This window comes from Sulfitobacter sp. M85 (assembly GCF_029285915.1).
Classification (GTDB): domain Bacteria; phylum Pseudomonadota; class Alphaproteobacteria; order Rhodobacterales; family Rhodobacteraceae; genus Sulfitobacter; species Sulfitobacter faviae.
This window is the reverse complement of record NZ_JABECQ010000006.1, coordinates 165,239-182,303: the sequence shown is the minus strand read 5'-3', so window position 1 is coordinate 182,303 and position 17,065 is coordinate 165,239. Positions and strand designations below refer to the sequence as shown.

The window sequence follows — 17,065 nt, the reverse complement described above, 5'->3', positions numbered from 1 at the left end:
CGGCCCGGTGTCAGCTTGCGTCTCTCCGCATCTGCATACATGATGTATGCATGATTGCAACCCAAGCCCTGCGAGGTTTCAGATGGCCGACACAACCCTCTCTCACGATGACCTGACCGCGATGGTCATTCGGATTTTCCAAGGCGCGGGCCTGTCGCCCCTGAATGCCGCAGCCCTCGCACGGGTGATTGTCGCGGGCGAAGGCGATGCCTGCAAATCCCACGGCATCTACCGGATCGAAGGCTGCCTGCGCACGATCAAGGCGGGCAAGGTGGTGCCCGACGCGGTGCCACGGGTGCATCATGACGACAGCGCCGTGGTGCGCGTGAACGCGGGCGGCGGGTTCTCCAACGCCGCCTTCGAAGCAGGCGCACCGGTGCTGGCCGAGCGTTGCCGCACCACCGGGATCGCCGCCATGGTGATCAACGATTGCACCCATTTCGCCGCGCTCTGGCCCGAGATCGAGGCGCTGACCGAGATGGGCCTCGCGGCCATGGCCATGTGCCCCAGCTATGCCAGCGTCGCCCCTTCTGGCGGCACCGACCCCTTGATGGGGACCAACCCTTTCGCCTTTGGCTGGCCCCGGGAAGGGGGCGACCCTTACGTTTTTGACTTCGCCACCAGTGTCGCCGCGCGGGGGGAGATCGAATTGCACCGCCGCGCGGGCACGCCCCTGCCCGAAGGCTGGGCCATCGCCCCCGATGGCAGCCCGACGACCGACCCCGAAGCCGCCCTCGCCGGGGCCATGCTTCCCTTCGGCGGTCACAAGGGATCGGCCATCTCGACCATGATCGAATTGCTCGCCGGGGTGATGATCGGTGACCTGACCAGCCCTGAAGCGCGCGATGCCTTGGGCGCGCTCACCCTCGCGCCCGCGCATGGCGAATTGATCATCGCCTTCGACCCCAAAACGTTTGCCGCAGGCCGCCCCGGCGACCCCTTCGCGCGGGCGGAAACCCTCTTTGATGCGATCACCGGCCAAGGTGCGCGGCTGCCCTCGCAGCGCCGTTTCAAAGCGCGTGCCGAGACGCGGGCCGAGGGGATTCCCCTGACGGATGCCGAGATGCGCAGCCTTGAGCGTTTGCTGGCCGAAGGGCTCGACGCCGTCTGACCCCCAACCGCGCGCCACCCTCCCGCGGGGGCGGCGCGCGATCCCGCCCAAACCGGCTTTAAAGCGCCGCAAAATCTCGCCGCTACCGCAGGGCGATTGTCACAAAAAAGCGGCGATCCTACGGAAATCAAGGCAAAAATTTGTGCAGCTTCCGCCGCGCAGCAGGCGGATCGGCGGTTTTCCGCGCTGCCCTGCGGCATTCCGCTGATAGTTGCAATATCAAGTTTCCAGCCTCCGCAAAAAGATTAGATAGGGAAAAAATTGCACACTCCTAACGTGTCTTCCGAGGTATTGTTTTGCCGAATTTCCCGACTGCACGACCGATTGAACAGCGGTCCGAAACCCTAGAACGCCGCCAGTTCCTCACCCTCTCCGCCGCGTCCTTTGCCGCCGCGCTCATGCCGCGGCACAGCGCGGCGCAGGAGGTGCCCGCCGCCTCCTTCACCTTCGACGGGCTGGTCGAAGATATGCGGCGATTGGCCCAGACCTCCTATATGGCCCCGAAGCCTGTCGAAGGCTTCCTTGCCGATCTGGATTACGACGCCTACCAACGCATCCGGTTCCGGCCCGAGCAGGCCCGCTGGCAGGAAAAGGGCGTGGCCTTCAGGCTGCACGCCTTCCACCCCGGTTGGCTGTTCAAAGAGGCGGTGAAGATCAACGAGGTCCGGGGCGATGCGGTGGAACCGATGGGCTTTACCACCGCCGATTTCGAGTATGACGACGAAGAACTCGCCAAGTCGATCCCGCCCAATGCTGAGATGCCGGGCGTCGCCGGTTTCCGCCTGCACACCCCGCTCAACCGGGCCGATATTTTCGATGAATTGATCGTCTTCCAAGGGGCGAGCTATTTCCGCGCCTTGGGCAAGGACACGCTCTATGGGCTGAGCGCGCGGGGATTGGCCGTGAACACCGGCCTGCCCGAAGGCGAGGAATTCCCCCGCTTCAGCGAGGTTTGGCTGCGCCGCCCCGAACCGGGTGACGATAGCGCCACGATCTATGCCGCGCTCGACAGCCCCTCGGTGACCGGGGCCTATCAATTCGTGATCACACCGGGCGAAGACACCACCGTCGAAGTCACCATGCGGCTCTTCCTGCGCGAAGACATCAAACAGCTTGGCATCGCGCCGCTGACTTCGATGTTTCTGCACAATGGTGCGGATAAGGGGAATTTCGACGACTTCCGCCCCGCGGTGCATGACAGCGAAGTCTTGGTGCTGAACACAGGCAAGGATACCACCCTCTGCCGCCCGCTGAACAATCCGCCGCGTTTGGCGAGTTCCTATTTCGGGGCGCAGAGCCCGCGGTCTTTCGGGCTGGCGCAGCGCAACCGGGACTTTGAGCATTACCTCGACGCGCAGGCCCATTACGAACGCCGCCCCTCGCTGATGATCGAACCCATGGGCGACTGGGGCAAAGGCACGCTGCGGCTGGTCGAGATACCTTCGGATCTGGAAGGCAATGACAATATCGTGGCCTATTGGATCCCCGAAGGGGAGACCCGCGCGGGCGATGAACTGGCCTACGGCTACCGCATGCACTGGGGGATGACCCCGCCGGGCGCAACACCGCAGACCCTTGGCCGCGTGGTGCGGCTGCGCTCGGGCCATGGCGGGGTGGCGGGTGTAGAGGCAGACACCGAGACCCGCAAATTCGTCATCGACTTCGCCGGCGGACAGCTCAGCGATTTGCCGAGCGACGCCGAGCTTGAACCCGTCACCAGCGCACAAAACGGCGAAATCGTGGAGGCGATCCTAAGCCGGGTGGATGGCAGGGACGAATGGCGGCTGGTGCTGGAACTGCGCGCCGAGCCTGATGCCATCGTCGAGATCAAGGCAGTTCTATCGGGATATGACCGCAATCTGACAGAGACATGGGTGTACCAATGGATCAACGCATGACCCTTCAAGACGCGACGACCCCCACTTCCGCAATGGCTGGCGAGGCCGAGAACTGGATGCCGCCCGCCGCCCCGCTTGCGATGCCACGGCAGAGCTTGGAACGGCGCGGCCATCTGGCCGGGCTGGCCGACCTTGCGCGGGCATTTCTGCTGCGGCGTAAGGCCTGAGTTCCATGACCTCCCAGCACAGGCAGATCGCGGCGGATGGCCCGACCCGTTTTGCACGGGCGGTCGCCCTGCTGTTGTCGCTCGGCTCCGCAGCCCTTGCCGCGACCCTTTTGGCCGAGGCTGCGGCGCGGGATGGGTTCAGCGGCTGGGACGGCCTCCGCGCCCTGCTCGTTTTCGCCACCACCGCTTGGTTAGCTTGGGGCGCGTCGCTGGCGCTGATCGGGCTTTTCGGCGGCAGATCGACGCCGCCCCGCCCCGCGCTTGAGGCACCGCAGCCGCGCACGGTGATCGCGGTGCCCATCTGCAACGAAGACCCACTCACCACCTTTGCCCGCATCGCCGCGATTGACCGCTCCGTCGCCCGGGCCGGGGTTACGGCGGATTTCGTCGTTCTGTCGGACACCCGCGATGACGCGCTGGCCGGGAAAGAGCAATTCGCCTTCGCCCGCCTGCTGCGCGAGACCGAGGGCCAAGGCCGCATCTTCTACCGCAGGCGGCAGGACAACGCGGGCCGCAAGGCGGGCAATATCGAAGAGTTCATTCGCAGCTACGGCGGGGCCTATGACTTTGCCGTGATCCTTGACGCCGACAGTCTGATGGAGGGCGAGACGATCCGCGCCATGATCGCGCGGATGCAGGCCGATCCGGATTTGGGGCTGCTGCAAACCCTGCCCAAGATCATCGGCGCGCGGTCTTTCTTTGGCCGCGCCTTGCAGTTCGCCTCGTGGTTCCACGGGCCGATCTTCACCCGTGGCCTTGCCCGGATGCAGGGGGCGACGGGGCCGTTTTGGGGCCATAACGCAATCATCCGCGTCCGCGCCTTTGCCGAAAGCTGTGGCCTGCCCGAACTCTCAGGCCCGCCACCCTTGGGCGGGCATATCCTGAGCCACGATTATGTCGAGGCGGCCTTGCTCGCCCGCGCGGGTTGGAAGGTCGAGGTGGATGAGACCTTGGGCGGCTCCTTTGAGGAGGGCCCCGAAAACGTCCTCTCCTTCGCGCGGCGCGAGCGGCGCTGGTGCCAAGGCAACCTGCAACATGCGCGACTGATCTTTGCGCCCGGCTTGGCGGGGTGGAGCCGCTTCGTCTTTCTGCAGAATGTGACCGCCTATGTGGTCTCGCTTCTCTGGGCGGCCTTTCTGATCACCTCGGCGATCAGCACGCTCTACGCGCCGCCGCCGGAGTATTTCCCCGGCCCCTATCAGCTTTTCCCCGTCTTCCCCGATACCAGCGCACGCGAGATCACGCTGCTGGCCTTGGGCGTGCTGGGGCTGTTGGTGGTGCCAAAGCTGCTGATCCTGATCCATGCGCTTCTGACCGACCGAGCGCACGACTTTGGCCGCGCTTTGCGGATGGCGCTGTCGGTGCTGACCGAGATCGTGCTGACCACGCTTCTGGCACCTTTGATGCTGCTCTACCACAGTCGCGCGGTGATGCAGGTCCTCTCGGGCCAAGACGGCGGCTGGCCCGCCAACCAACGGAACGAGGGCCAATTGAGCTTGGCCGATGGCTGGGCGGCGGGCCGGTGGATCGTGTTCATCGGCGCGGTGATCCTCGCGGCGGTGCAATGGATCGCGCCCGATCTGACCGTCTGGCTGCTGCCCGTCGCGGTCCCGATGCTGCTGGCCCCACTGCTCATCGCTTGGACCTCCCGCCCCCTGCCCCGCGGGCTTTTCGCCGTGCCCGAGGATGCCGCGCCGCGCGATGTCGTCGCGGAATACGACAGTATCTGCGATGTTTGGCGGCTTACGTGGAATGACGAACATCTGATGCCAGAACCCAAAGCGGCGGATCTGCCCCATGCCACCGCCTAACACAGGGCTATCGCCCGCCGCTCGGGCTGCCGGCGCGGTTCCCAAATCCGCCCGCGATCCGCGCATCGACCTGTTTCGCGGGCTGGCGCTGGTCATGATTTTCATCAACCACGTCCCGGGCAACCCCTATGAGGCCCTGACCATCCGCAACCTCGGTTTCGCCGACGCGGCGGAGGCGTTCTTTCTCATGTCCGGCATCGCCGCAGGCTTGGCCTATACGCCTCGTTTCATCGCGCGAGGCAGGGTTCGCCACGGCCTCTGGCGCGCCATCGCGCCCCTGTGGAAACGGGCGTGGTCGCTTTATGTGGTGCAACTTCTGCTCTCAGCAGTGGCCTTGGCCATCTTCGCCGCCGCCTTCCAGATCACCACAGAGGCCGCCTTCCTGACCAAGATCAACATGCGCCAGGTCTTCCAAAACCCGACCCAGAGCGTGATCGGCATTCCGCTTTTGACGCATCAGTTCGGCTATGTGAACATCCTGCCCGCCTATTCCGTTTTGCTGGTCTGCGCCCCGGCGGCGATCATGCTGGGGCTGCGCTGGCCGCGCCTGCTTCTCGCGCTGTCCTTGGTGCTTTGGCTGCTGACGGGTGTCTTCCGGCTGAACCTGCCGAACTACCCCAACCCGGGCGGCTGGTTCTTTAACCCCTTCGCATGGCAAGCGATCTTTGTCTGCGGGCTGCTGGTGGGCCTGAGCCAACGGCAGGGCTATCGTTTTTTCCCGCGGTCGAAGGCGCTGTTCTGGCTGTCCGCCGCCGTCCTGCTGGGCGTCCTCGCATGGCGCTATGTGCCGGGTTTGGGCCGTTTTCTGAACCTGCAAATGCATCATCTGAGAGAGGCCGGGGTGCCCTTCAACATCACTTCGCATGACAAGACCTATCTCTCCGCCCCGCGGTTCGTTCATATCTTGGCCCTGGGATATTTCCTGTCACAGTTGCAGATCGTCACCCGCCTTTCGGCCCATGCCGTGGCCAGCCCCTTCCGGCTGCTCGGTCGGCATGGTCTGCTGGTCTTTGCCAGCGGCACCGTTCTGGCGCTGATCTGTCAGGTTGCGATGATGGCGCGGCCCGAAGCGCAGTGGATGCCGTGGGTTCTACCTGTTGTCGGAACGGCGACGCTCTATGGCATCGCTTGGATTGCAGAGACCTCGCGGCAGATCCTTGCCGCATCGGCCGACCCCAAACCCGCACCTGCCTCGCTTAAAGCCCCAACCGTCGAAGCCGCCCCGTAGCCTTCACCAACGCCGATCGTCGCGGCGCCCCCATTTGCGCCACGCAAGCCATGCAAGCCCCAGCCCGCCCGCGATCAGCGCCATGTGCCGCGGGCGAATGCCGCGCCCGGTGGCGGTGTTTTCGCCCGGATGGTAGCGCGGGTCGAGCAAGCGGGTATTGGCGAGAAAACCACCGACGACAGTCTCGCTGCCCCGGAACACCGCCCGCAGGCCACGGCCCTTCTTGCGGTTCAAGGTTTCGATGGTCCCGATCATCGACTTCTTCTCTTCTATCACCTCGGCCACACGTTCGAGCGGCAGGCCGAGGTGTTCGGCAATCAAGCGGGTTCTGAACCCTTCGATCACCTCTGCGGGGTGTTCGATCGCCACGTCACACTCGGTATCAAACCCCATGGAACGGTTGTTGAGGTTGCTGGAGCCGAGGCGCAAAAGATGATCGTCGATGATCATGATCTTCGCATGAACATAGATCGGCTCCCCCTCCTCGGTGACGGGGAAATAGATGCGAAAACGGTTCTGGTGATCCGCGCGTTTCAGCTCTTCGACGAGCCGCTCACGCAGCACATGCATGGCGTCATCTTCCAACTGGGATTCCGCATCGCGCGGGTTGATGATGACGACCTCCGGCCCGTCCTCTTCGGCCAATCGCGCCCTGAGCGCATCGCAAACCGAGGCGGCGGCGAGGTATTGCGATTCAATATAAATATAGTCACGCGCTGATTGGATCCCCGCGATATAGAGGCGTTCGATCTCATTGATCAACGGCTCTTCGTCAAAAGGCGGCTCGGTCCGGGCGATGCCCACCTCGACGCCTTCGGCATCAATCGGCAGGTCTTCGGGCCATTCGGACATGGGCGCATCATCAGGTCGCGCGATCTCATCCCCCGTGGCGCGGAACCAACGCCGACGCGAAAGCTCACCCAAGGCGGCGGCGGCGGGGCCGGACATGGCCGAGGTCGCGTCATGCCAAGGGTCAGAGGGCGTGCCATCCTTGCGCAGGCGGCGCGGGTCGTGCGGCAGGTGGTCGGGCGTGTCCCACCGGTCTTCGGTCGCGTCGATCCCGCCGCAAAAGGCCAGAGCATCGTCGGCCACGACGATCTTTTGGTGGTGGCAGGCGCCGAAGGGGTGATGGCCGTCTAACGCGAAGTGAATCCGGTCGCCGCCGAATAGGCTGAGCGCCAGCGAGGGCACCAATCGCCCCGGCGCGGCCAGCACGGCGCCATTCCATTTGAGCAGATAGACATTCAGTTCCGGCCTCCGCTCCACCACCGCCTCGACAAAGGCGCCAAGCTGGTTGGGATAGCCGTCGGGTGCGTTGCCGTCTTCGTCACTTTCGCCCGGCAGCATCTCAAGCTCGAAATCGAAATCCCAGCCGATCAGCATCAACTGCTGCCGCGCCCCGAGGAAAATCTCGCGCAGGACCCGGAAATAATCCGCCGCATCGACAATAAGGCCAAACCGCTCGGCCCGGGCGACGCGCCATGTGGTCTTGTCATTGAACAGGCTTTGGCTGTTCGCCCCTTGGGTCGACTCCGCGTGGTTCGCCTTTGCCATATCCAAATCGCCCTGCACGTTTTCGCCCCTTTCCACTCAATCCTACATGACTAAACGCCCATTGTAGCGCGAAGTTGCATCGATGCGTAAATATCGGGCAGGCTCAGACCGGTTGCGCCTCAGACAGCTCGGCCTGAAGCCGGGCTTCTTCGGCGGCTTTGGGCGTGGTGAACCGCGCCAGCAGGAAATAGGCGACGGGGGTGAGATAGAGGGTCGAAAGCGTGGCCATGCCCAGCCCCCCGACGATCACCCAGCCAAGCGCCTCGCGCGCCTCGGCCCCCGCGCCCGCCGAGAGGATCAACGGCACGCCGCCCAAGACGGTCGAAGTCATCGTCATCATCACCGGACGCAGGCGGATGGTGGAAGCGCCAAAGATCGCCTCGTGGATATCCGCCCCCTGATCGCGCAATTGGTTGGCGAACTCGACGATCAAAATCCCGTTCTTGGCCATGATCCCGATCAGCATGACCAGCCCGATCTGACTGTAGACATTGAGGCTCTGCCCCGTCATCAGCAGCGCGAAGATCGCGCAGGCCAGCCCCAAAGGCACCGTGGCCATCACCACGATGGCAGATATGAAGCTTTCGAACTGCGCGGCGAGGACAAGGAAAACCACGAGGATCGCAAAGCCGAAGGTCACGAGAAGGCGCGAACTGGTTTGATCCAAGGCGGCGGCCTCGGCCAGCGGCACGATCAGGTTTTCATCCTCCAACACCTCTTGCTCGACCGCGCGCACCTGTTCCAACGCATCGCCCAGTGACAGGCCCGGCGTCAGCCCAGCGGAAATCTCGACCGAGCGGTTCTGCCCTTCGCGGTCCAACTCGGGCGCGACGGCGCGTTCTTCGAGGGTCACGAAACTTGCCAGCGAAATCATCTGCCCGTTGCCCGATTGGACAAAGACGTTCTCAAGGTCGCGCGGGTCGTTCACCGGGTCCGAGGTCGACAGCATCTGCACGCCATAGCTGGTGTCGTCGATAAAGACCGATGCCACCTCGCGCCCGTCGAGCATGGCCTGCAAAGCCTGCCCCAGCCCGGTGATATCGACGCCGAGGTCAGCGGCCAGCGTCCGGTCGATCTGCACGAAAAGCTGCGGTTGCGTGCGTTCATATTCCAGCCGCACCTGCCCCATCGCAGGGTTCGTGCTCAGCCGGTCGACCATCGCCTGCGCGACCAGCGACAGTTGTTCGTAATTATTCCCGGTGATCGCGAAAGACAGCCCCCGCCCCGCGCCGCGAATGCCGAGGGAGTTGGGCTGGATCGCGAAGGCCCGCACGCCCACGATGCCGCGCAGCTTGCCGTTGATCTCGCCCACTATCTCATCTTGGCTGCGCGCGCGGTCTTCCCATCCGGCGAGCGTGAACACCATGAAACCCCGATTGTCCGCGCCAAACCCGGTGATGGAGAAGATATTCGTCACCTCTCCGGCCTCTTGCAGCGGGGTGATCAGGTCTTCGATCTCGCGCATCTTGCTTTGGGTATAATCAAGCGAGACGCCCTGCGGGGCCGAGACGCTGAGCAGGGCCACGGCGCGATCTTCGCGCGGGGTCAGCTCTTGCCGGATCTCGCCCGAAACCAGCACCGCCGTCAGCGCGACGAAGGCCGCGATCAGCACAACGACATAGGGCATCGCCAGCGCCCATCTAAGCGTCGCCGCATAGGCGCGGTACAGCAGGTTGCCAAGCCACACGACAGGGCCGCGCGGGTTCTCAGCCGCGGGTTTGGTCAGCAGGCGGCTCGCTAAGACCGGGCAAAGGCTGAGCGCCACGACCGAGGACAGCATCACCGCGATGGCGAGGGTAAAGCCAAACTCCCGAAACAGCCCGCCCGCCTGTCCGGGCAGGAACGACAGCGGGATAAAGACCGCCGCCAGCGTGGCCGTGGTAGTGACGACCGCAAAGAAGACCTGAGACGTGCCCAGCACCGCCGCCGCGCGCGACCCCATGCCCGCCGCCCGTTGGCGCACGATATTCTCCAGCACCACAATCGCATCATCCACGACCATCCCGGTGGCCAGAACCAGCGCCAGAAGGGTCAGGATATTGATCGAAAAGCCCACCAGATAGATCGCCGCCAAAGTGCCGATCAGCGCCACCGGTAGGGTCAGCGCCGGGATCAGCGTGGCGCGGAAATCGCGCAGGAAGACAAAGATCACCGCCACCACGATGCCCACGGCAAAGGTCAGCGTTGAGAGCACCTCGCGGATCGAGCCTGAGATAAAGGTCGCATCGTCCGAGGTCACGAAAATCCGCACGTCCTCGGGCAGGGTCTCGTTCAATTCCCCCACCACGGCACGCACATCGCGCGAGATCTCAAGCGTGTTCGACGTGGCCTGCCGGATGATGCCGATGCCAAGGCCCAATTGCCCATTGGCACGCAGGATCGTCTCCCCTTCGGCGGGGCCGAGCGTGACGCTGGCGACATCGCCGAGCCGGACGTTCTGCTTGATCTCCATCGCCTCGAACGCCTGTGTGGTAACGACGCTGGCCGTGGTGCGCACGTTGATCGACTGACGGTCGCCCGCCAGATCGCCCGCGGGCGCGTCATAGGCCACGTCGGCTAAGGCGCGCTGGATATCGCCTAGGGTGAGGCCCCGGCTGGCCAGTTCCAACTGATCGATATCGACGCGGAAAAACGGCTCGCGGTCGCCGTAGACCTGCAAATCCGCCACACCGTTGACCGAGATCAGCCGATCTTCGACGCGGTCCTGCACCAGTTTGGTCAACTCCTCCGGCGAGCGGCCCATGGAGGTCACGGCGATGCGCATGACCGGTTGGGCGTTGGCATCGGCCTTGACAATCTGCGGCTGGTCGGCCCCTTCGGGCAATTGGTTCACGATCCGCGCCACCGCATCGCGCACATCGGTCGCGGCCACATCGATATCGGTGCTGTCGTTGAACTCCAAGGTGACCCGGCTGCGCCCGAAGCGCGAGTTCGATGAGATCGCCCGCACGCCCGAGACCCGGCCCACGGCCCCTTCGATCCGCCCCGTGAGCTCCTGATCGACGGATTCCGGGGAGGCGCCCGAGAAGGTCGTGGTGACCGTGACCACGGGCCGGTCGACATTGGGCAGTTCGCGGACCTCCGCGCCAAAAAGCGCGGCGATGCCCGCCAGCACGATCAGCGCGTTGAGCACGAAGGCGAGGATCGGGCGGCGCACGAAAAGCGCGGTGCCTGAGGCGGTGCTCGCGGGCGGCGTGGCGTCTTCGGTCGGGGCGGCGCTCATAGGGTTGTCTTCTCAGTCGGGGCGGCATCTGACTGCACGCTGCCCGCGCGGTTGACCTCACGCACCTCGCCGCCTTCGCGCAGGGTTTGCACGCCTTCGGTCACCACCACATCATCGGCGGTCAGATCATCCGACAGGACGAGCACCGAATTGCTGTTGCGCTGCGCGATCTCGACCGCGACCTGATGCGCCTTGCCCTCCCGTACCGTCCAGACAAACGGCCCGTCCGAGGACCATTGCACCGCCAGCGGCGGGATCGCCAGATAGGGGTCGCCGACAAAGGTCAAGCTGACCGAAAAGGCCATGCCAGCGCGCAGCTGGTCGCCTTCGTTCGGCACGCGGCCCTGCACCAGAAGCGTGCGGCTGGCACGGTCGATCACGCTGTCGATGGCGCTGACTTCGCCCGTCAGGGTCAAATCGCGCATGCCAAGCGGGGTGACGGTGATTTCCTTGCCCAAGGAGAGCTTGCTCACCACCCGTTCAGGCACGCGGAAATCGATCAGGATCTCACTGCGGTCGGTGATGGTGGCGAGTTGATCCTGCGCATTGACGCGGTCGCCTTCTTCGATATCGGTGATCCCCACCCAACCCGAAATCGGCGCGAGGATGCGGCGTTGCGACAGATCGAACTGCGCTTGGCTGAGCGCAAGCTCGGCGCTTTGCAGGGCCAGTTCCGTCTCGCGCAGGCGCACTTCGCTGACCGCGCCGGTGTTTTGCAACCGCTCCACGCGGTCTTGCTCGGTCTGGGCGTTTTCAAGCTGCAATTCGGCTTGCTTCAGGGCGATCTGCTCGGCCTCATTCTCCAACAGGGCCACAACTGTGCCCGCCTCGATCAACTGCCCGGCGGGCAGGTTGAGATCAGTGATGACCCCTACGGCGTTGGAACGCAGCGTGACGGAGCGGCGCGCGCGCCCGTCGCCAATGGCGGTGATCCGGTCGGCCAAAGTCTCTTCGCTGACCGCGGCGGTGACGACCAGCGACGGCCCGCCGCCGCCCCAGCCCCTGCCAGAGGATTGTGGCGCCTCCGCGACCTCCTCGATCCCCAAAAGATCGAGCAGACCGGTCTCCGCCACATAGGGGCGGGAGGCGGGGACATAGGTTAACATCGCGTAGAGACCCGCAACGAGAACCAGCAGAAATACGAAAAATTGGCGCAGGGCTTTCACGGGGGATGCGCTTTCAAAATATGTTACGAGGCGCATAATTGAGCATCGGCCCCAAAAAGGCACGTCAATTCTGCTTGATCAATGGCTGGGCATTCCCCGAAGGGGCCGCTGGCTGCTAGCACTATGGCGCGGAAGCCTGCCCGGTGGAAGGGCAATGGGGTTGATTACTAGAAATTCCGTTTCCGCCGCACATATTCTGGCCCTAGCCGGATCAAAGACCAAGGGGACATCATGCGCGCGACGGTTCTACCACTGGCGACACTGCTACTGGGCTTTTCGCTTTTGCAGATGAGCAACGGGTTGCAGGGCACGCTTTTGGCCGTGCGCGCGGGGCTTGAAGGGTTTGGCGGGGCGACCACCGGCCTTATCATGTCGGGCTTTTTCGCGGGGCTGAGCGTGGGCTCCTTCGTGGCACCGCGGCTGATCAGCGAGGTGGGCCATATCCGCACCTTTGCAGCACTCGCCTCTGTCGCCTCCGCCGCGGCGCTGATGCATTTGGCTTTCATCGACCCTTGGGTCTGGATCGCCGTGCGCTGCCTCACCGGCTTTGCCTTTGCCGGGTTGATCATCGTGACGGAAAGCTGGCTCAACGCCTCTGTCAGTTCCGCGCAGCGGGGCAAATTGCTCGCGGTCTACGGCATGGTCGGCATGGCCTCAGGTGCAGCGGGGCAGTTCCTGCTGAACCTCGGGGATCCGGCTGAGTTCATCCTCTTCGTGCTTGTCTCCATCGTGATGTCGCTGTCGCTGGTGCCAATTTCGCTTAGCCGTGTGGAGGGGCCGCGCTCGGAAGGCGCGCAGGAGCCGCCATCGCTGCGCCGCCTGTGGGGGCTGTCGCCCTACGGCGCGGTCAGCGCGGGGCTGGTCGGTGCCTCTATCGGGACGTTCTACGGGCTGGCACCGCTTTTCGCGCAGGAGATGGGCTATACCCAATCGCGCATCGCCCTGCTGATCGCGGCCTTCACCATCGGCGGGCTGATGCTGCAATTCCCGTTGGGCTGGGTTTCCGACCGGATGAGCCGCCGGGGCTTGGGCGTCGGACTGGCTGTGGCGGGCGGTGCTTTGATGATGCTGACCCTGCCGATCCCCGCGCCTTCGGGGTCGATGCTGCTGGTGCTGGGCTTTGCCATTGGCGGGCTGGTTCTGCCCGCGCAATCCATCGTCATCGCCCATGTCAACGACCGCGCCCCCGGCTCGGCGGTGGTGGCCGTCTCGGGCGGGCTGGTGCTGATGCAGGGGATTGGCGCCGCGATCGGGCCGCTGCTGGCGGGTGTGCTGCTGGATACACTCGGGCCGCGCGGCCTGCCGCTGGCGCTTGGCGGTTTTCAGTTGACCATCGTGGCATGGGGGCTGCTGCGCATGACCCTGCGCAGCGATCCCGAAACCCAAGAACGCCACGCGGCACCGCCGCTGACCCCCAACTTTGTCGAAGGCGAGCTGAGCCGCGAGGAATAGCGCGGCTTAGCTCTGGGGCCAGCTCTCCGGCACGTTGCTGCGCAGCTCTTCCAGCCACGGAGTGGCGACAGAATCCGACGGCGCGCGCCAGTCCCCGCGCGGCGACAATGCCCCCCCGGCGCTGACCTTAGGCCCATTCGGCAGAGCCGAGCGTTTGAACTGGCTGGTGGCGAAGAAGCGGTGCAGAAATTTTTCGAGCCAGTGGCGGATGGTCTCCAGATCATAGGCGTTGCGTTTGCCCTGCGGAAAGCCCTCAGGCCAGCGCCCCGCCTCGACATCATGCCAAGCGTGCCACGCCAGAAAGGCCACCTTTGACGGGGCAAGCCCGTAGCGCATGGTGTGGAAGAGGAAGAAGTCGTTCAGCTCATAGGGGCCGATCATCGACTCCGTGCTTTGAATCTCTTCATCCTCGCCCGCGGGCACCAGTTCGGGCGAGATTTCGGTGTCGAGAATGGCTTGCAGAACCTTGTCCGTCTCAGCGTCGAACTGGCCCGAACGGGTGGCCCAACGGATGAGATATTGGATCAGCGTTTTCGGAACGCCGGTGTTCACGGCATAGTGGCTCATCTGGTCGCCCACGCCATAGGTGCACCAGCCAAGCGCCAATTCGCTCAGATCGCCGGTGCCGATGACAAAGCCCTGCCGCTGGTTGGCGAGCCGGAAGAGATAATCGGTGCGCAGCCCGGCTTGGACGTTTTCAAAGGTGATGTCATAGACCGGCTCCCCGTCCGAGAAGGGATGATCCATATCCTCAAGCATCTGGCGCGCGGCGGGGCGAATGTCGATCTCATCCGCGGTGATGCCCATGGCCTGCATCAATTTCCACGCGTTGGATTTGGTGCCCTCGGAGGTGGCGAAACCGGGCATGGTAAAGCCGAGGATCCGGTCGCGCGGGATGCCCATACGGTCACAGGCTTTCGCCGCCACGATCAGCGCATGGGTCGAATCCAGCCCGCCGGAAATGCCGATGACCATGGTCTTGCCCTTGGTCGCCTCAAAGCGGCGGCGCAGCCCTTCGACCTGAATGTTGAACGCCTCGTAGCAGTCTTGGTCGAGATGGCTTTCGCGGTTCGGCACATAGGGGAAACGGCGCACGGGGCGGATCAGACCGGCGTTTTCGTGATGCGGCTGATGGGCAAAGGTCACCCGGCGGAATTCCGGCGCCCGGTGCCGCGCGGCATCATGGAAACTGCCCGTCCGCATCCGCTCGGACTGGATACGCCCGCAATCCACATCGGCAATGGTCAGTTCCGGCTCCAGCGGGAAACGGGTGGATTCGGCCAGAAGATCGCCCAACTCATGGATCATCCCCTGCCCGTCCCACGCCAGATCGGTTGTGCTTTCCCCCGGCCCGGCGGCGGAGTACACATAGGCCGCAAAGGCGCGCATGGATTGCGACCGGCACAGCAAGTGACGGTCAGAGGATTTGCCGATCACGATGTTGGACGCTGACAGATTGGCGAGGATCAAGGCGCCCCCAAGCGCGGCATCCGCCGAGGGCGGCGCAGGCGTCCAGAGGTCTTCGCAAATCTCGGCATGGAAGATCAGACCGGGCAGATCCGTCGCCTCGAAAATCAGGTCATCGCCAAAGGGCACACGGCGGCCTGCGACGGTGATTTCTCCGCCGGTGTCACGGCCATGGGCGAACCAGCGTTTCTCATAGAACTCGCGGTAATTGGGCAGGTAGGATTTCGGCACCACGCCCAGCACCTGCCCGCGTGAAATGGCGATGGCGCAATTGTAAAGCCGCCCCTCGCGGCGCAGTGGCGCGCCGAGCAGGATCACGGGGGTCATCTGGGCGCTGGCCTCGATCAGGTCGCCAAGCGCCTCTTCCACCGCCGTCAGCAGCGCATCCTGCATGTGCAGATCGTCGATGGCGTAGGACGAGAGTGACAGTTCGGGGCAAACCAGCAAATCCACCCGCGCCGCATCGGCCCGGCGCATTTCGTCCAACAGGCTGTCGCGGTTGAAAGCCACATCGGCGGGCCGCACATGGGGCGTGCAGGTCGCCACCCGGACAAAGCCATGACGGTGGTAGGCGGTAAAGGCGGCGGCTTGGCTCTTGCTCACGTCAGGCTCTCCTCCAACATATCCAAAATCGTTTCAAGGCATCGCTGCCGGATCGCATCCCTGCCAATGGCTCCAAAGGACTCGGCCCGATGAACCGTGTTACACCCCTCGCGTGCAAGCGCAAAATGCACAAGCCCCTCTTCATCCTCGGCGCTGCCCGGCCCGGCAAACCCGGTGGTAGAGACGGCGATCTGCGCGCCGGAACGGTGCTGCGCGCCTTCGGCCATGGCAATCGCCACGGGGCACGAAACCGCACCGCAGCGGTCCAAAAGCGCCCGATCGACGCCCAACAGCTCATGCTTGGATTGATCCGTATAGGTGACGAAACCCCGCTCGAACGCATGGGAGCACCCTTCGATATCCGTGAGCAACGCGGCGACCAGCCCGCCGGTGCAGCTTTCCGCCGTGGCGATGTGAATGTCGCGATCGCAAAGCGCTCCCAAAACGGATTTCGCGCGATCTGCGATGTCGGGCTGCGCTAGGGGGTCACTGTTCTGCATCTTCGCTCCGCAAATTGGTGCCTTGTTAAGCAAAACCCCCGCAGGCCGCCGTGGTTCCTTGCGTTGACCCGCCGCAAACCGCCTGCTTAACATTGCAAGAAACCGAAACGCACCTCTGCATATGGGACCGAAGCGATGATTGATTTCTACACATGGACCACCCCCAACGGCCGCAAAGTCTCGATCCTGCTCGAAGAATTGGGGATCGACTACAATGTGCATGCCATCAACATCGGCAAGGATGAGCAGCACGCGCCCGAGTTTCTAAAGATCAGCCCCAACAACAAAATCCCCGCCATCGTGGACCATGACACTGGGGTAAGCCTGATGGAATCCGGCGCGATCATGGTCTACCTCGCCGAGAAACATGGCCGCTTCCTGCCCGAGGGGCAGGCCGCGCGGGCCGAGGTGATGCAATGGTTGATGTGGCAGATGGGCGGTTTTGGCCCCATGGCCGGGCAGGCGCATCACTTCCTGCATTTCAACCCCGGCAAGGCCGCCTATGCTGAAGAGCGTTTCGGGGCCGAGGTCAAACGGCTTTACGGCGTGCTCGACAAGCAGCTTGAGGGGCGGGACCATATCTGCGGCGAGTATTCCATCGCGGATATGGCCTGCTGGCCTTGGGTGTCGCGCTATGAATGGCAGCAGATCGACCTTGCCGACCACCCCAATGTGCGTGCGTGGTACCAGCGCCTGCGCGCACGGGAGGCGGTGCAAAAGGGCTACCATGTGCCCAAGGTGATGGGCGAGATTCCCGAGGGCTGACATCCGCCCCCCGCCGCGGCTGCAACGTAGGCGGGAACCAAGAGACAAGTTGAACGGTTGCACTCCCGAAGGCAGTGCTGCCACGCGCGCAGGCTGCCCGTTTCACGAATGGGGGGGCAG

At 64.1% G+C, this 17,065-nt stretch carries 12 protein-coding genes; 7 read left to right on the top strand and 5 right to left on the bottom strand.

From position 1 onward, the window contains the following. Positions 1-82 precede the first annotated feature (82 nt). From HKX24_RS13525 to HKX24_RS13505, 5 genes are all read left to right on the top strand, one after another. Complete coding sequence (locus HKX24_RS13525) at positions 83-1,111, top strand: Ldh family oxidoreductase (RefSeq protein WP_271694028.1); 1,029 nt, start codon at positions 83-85, stop codon at positions 1,109-1,111. Between the two features lie 398 nt (positions 1,112-1,509). Further along, the gene (locus HKX24_RS13520) at positions 1,510-3,009 is read left to right on the top strand and encodes a glucan biosynthesis protein G (RefSeq protein ID WP_271694049.1); all 1,500 of its coding nucleotides are present in this window, start codon (positions 1,510-1,512) and stop codon (positions 3,007-3,009) included. After that, entirely contained in the window at positions 3,006-3,176 is a 171-nt protein-coding gene (locus HKX24_RS13515; RefSeq protein WP_156505591.1) for a hypothetical protein, read from the top strand. The genes HKX24_RS13520 and HKX24_RS13515 overlap by 4 nt, the downstream gene beginning before the upstream one ends. Positions 3,177-3,181: 5 nt before the next feature. After that, on the top strand, positions 3,182-4,987 hold the full coding sequence (gene mdoH / locus HKX24_RS13510) for a glucans biosynthesis glucosyltransferase MdoH (protein ID WP_276154040.1): 1,806 nt from the start codon (positions 3,182-3,184) through the stop codon (positions 4,985-4,987). Continuing rightward, complete coding sequence (locus HKX24_RS13505; RefSeq protein ID WP_271694030.1) at positions 4,974-6,215, top strand: OpgC domain-containing protein; 1,242 nt, start codon at positions 4,974-4,976, stop codon at positions 6,213-6,215. The genes mdoH and HKX24_RS13505 overlap by 14 nt, the downstream gene beginning before the upstream one ends. Positions 6,216-6,218: 3 nt before the next feature. Here the strand turns inward: HKX24_RS13505 and HKX24_RS13500 are convergent, their stop codons facing one another. From HKX24_RS13500 to HKX24_RS13490, 3 genes are all read right to left on the bottom strand, one after another. Continuing rightward, entirely contained in the window at positions 6,219-7,787 is a 1,569-nt protein-coding gene (locus HKX24_RS13500; RefSeq protein WP_271694032.1) for a phospholipase D-like domain-containing protein, read from the bottom strand. Positions 7,788-7,872: 85 nt separating this feature from the next. Continuing rightward, positions 7,873-10,992 (bottom strand): efflux RND transporter permease subunit, encoded by a 3,120-nt coding sequence (locus HKX24_RS13495; RefSeq protein WP_276154041.1) that lies wholly within the window; start codon positions 10,990-10,992, stop codon positions 7,873-7,875. Beyond that, positions 10,989-12,158: an efflux RND transporter periplasmic adaptor subunit gene (locus HKX24_RS13490; RefSeq protein WP_271694034.1), complete on the bottom strand. Its 1,170-nt coding sequence runs from the start codon at positions 12,156-12,158 to the stop codon at positions 10,989-10,991. Before HKX24_RS13490 ends, HKX24_RS13495 begins: the two co-directional genes overlap by 4 nt. Positions 12,159-12,389: 231 nt before the next feature. On the opposite strand from HKX24_RS13490, the gene HKX24_RS13485 reads away from it, so the two are divergent. Beyond that, positions 12,390-13,610, top strand: coding sequence for an MFS transporter (locus HKX24_RS13485; RefSeq protein WP_276154043.1), 1,221 nt, complete (start codon positions 12,390-12,392; stop codon positions 13,608-13,610). A 6-nt stretch (positions 13,611-13,616) separates the two neighbouring features. Here HKX24_RS13485 and HKX24_RS13480 read toward each other — a convergent pair whose 3' ends face one another. Both HKX24_RS13480 and HKX24_RS13475 read right to left on the bottom strand, forming a co-directional pair. Next, a complete protein-coding gene (locus HKX24_RS13480; RefSeq protein ID WP_271694036.1) occupies positions 13,617-15,680 on the bottom strand; it encodes an NAD(+) synthase in 2,064 nt (687 codons plus the stop codon). After that, the gene (locus tag HKX24_RS13475) at positions 15,677-16,180 is read right to left on the bottom strand and encodes a CinA family protein (RefSeq protein ID WP_271694037.1); all 504 of its coding nucleotides are present in this window, start codon (positions 16,178-16,180) and stop codon (positions 15,677-15,679) included. Before HKX24_RS13475 ends, HKX24_RS13480 begins: the two co-directional genes overlap by 4 nt. Positions 16,181-16,315: 135 nt before the next feature. Between HKX24_RS13475 and HKX24_RS13470 the strand changes: the two genes are divergently transcribed. Further along, positions 16,316-16,945 carry a glutathione S-transferase N-terminal domain-containing protein gene (locus HKX24_RS13470; RefSeq protein ID WP_271694038.1) on the top strand — a complete coding sequence of 210 codons (630 nt, stop codon included), beginning with the start codon at positions 16,316-16,318 and terminating at the stop codon, positions 16,943-16,945. The last annotated feature ends 120 nt before the right edge of the window (positions 16,946-17,065 follow it).

Coding starts and splice junctions, on each gene's coding strand:
- HKX24_RS13520 (WP_271694049.1), top strand. CDS start 1,510: ATGCCGCGGCACAGCGCGGCGCAGGAGGTGCCCGCCGCCTCCTTCACC.
- HKX24_RS13485 (WP_276154043.1), top strand. CDS start 12,390: ATGCGCGCGACGGTTCTACCACTGGCGACACTGCTACTGGGCTTTTCG.
- HKX24_RS13475 (WP_271694037.1), bottom strand. CDS start 16,180: ATGCAGAACAGTGACCCCCTAGCGCAGCCCGACATCGCAGATCGCGCG.
- HKX24_RS13515 (WP_156505591.1), top strand. CDS start 3,006: ATGACCCTTCAAGACGCGACGACCCCCACTTCCGCAATGGCTGGCGAG.
- mdoH (WP_276154040.1), top strand. CDS start 3,182: ATGACCTCCCAGCACAGGCAGATCGCGGCGGATGGCCCGACCCGTTTT.
- HKX24_RS13495 (WP_276154041.1), bottom strand. CDS start 10,992: ATGAGCGCCGCCCCGACCGAAGACGCCACGCCGCCCGCGAGCACCGCC.
- HKX24_RS13525 (WP_271694028.1), top strand. CDS start 83: ATGGCCGACACAACCCTCTCTCACGATGACCTGACCGCGATGGTCATT.
- HKX24_RS13470 (WP_271694038.1), top strand. CDS start 16,316: ATGATTGATTTCTACACATGGACCACCCCCAACGGCCGCAAAGTCTCG.
- HKX24_RS13505 (WP_271694030.1), top strand. CDS start 4,974: ATGCCACCGCCTAACACAGGGCTATCGCCCGCCGCTCGGGCTGCCGGC.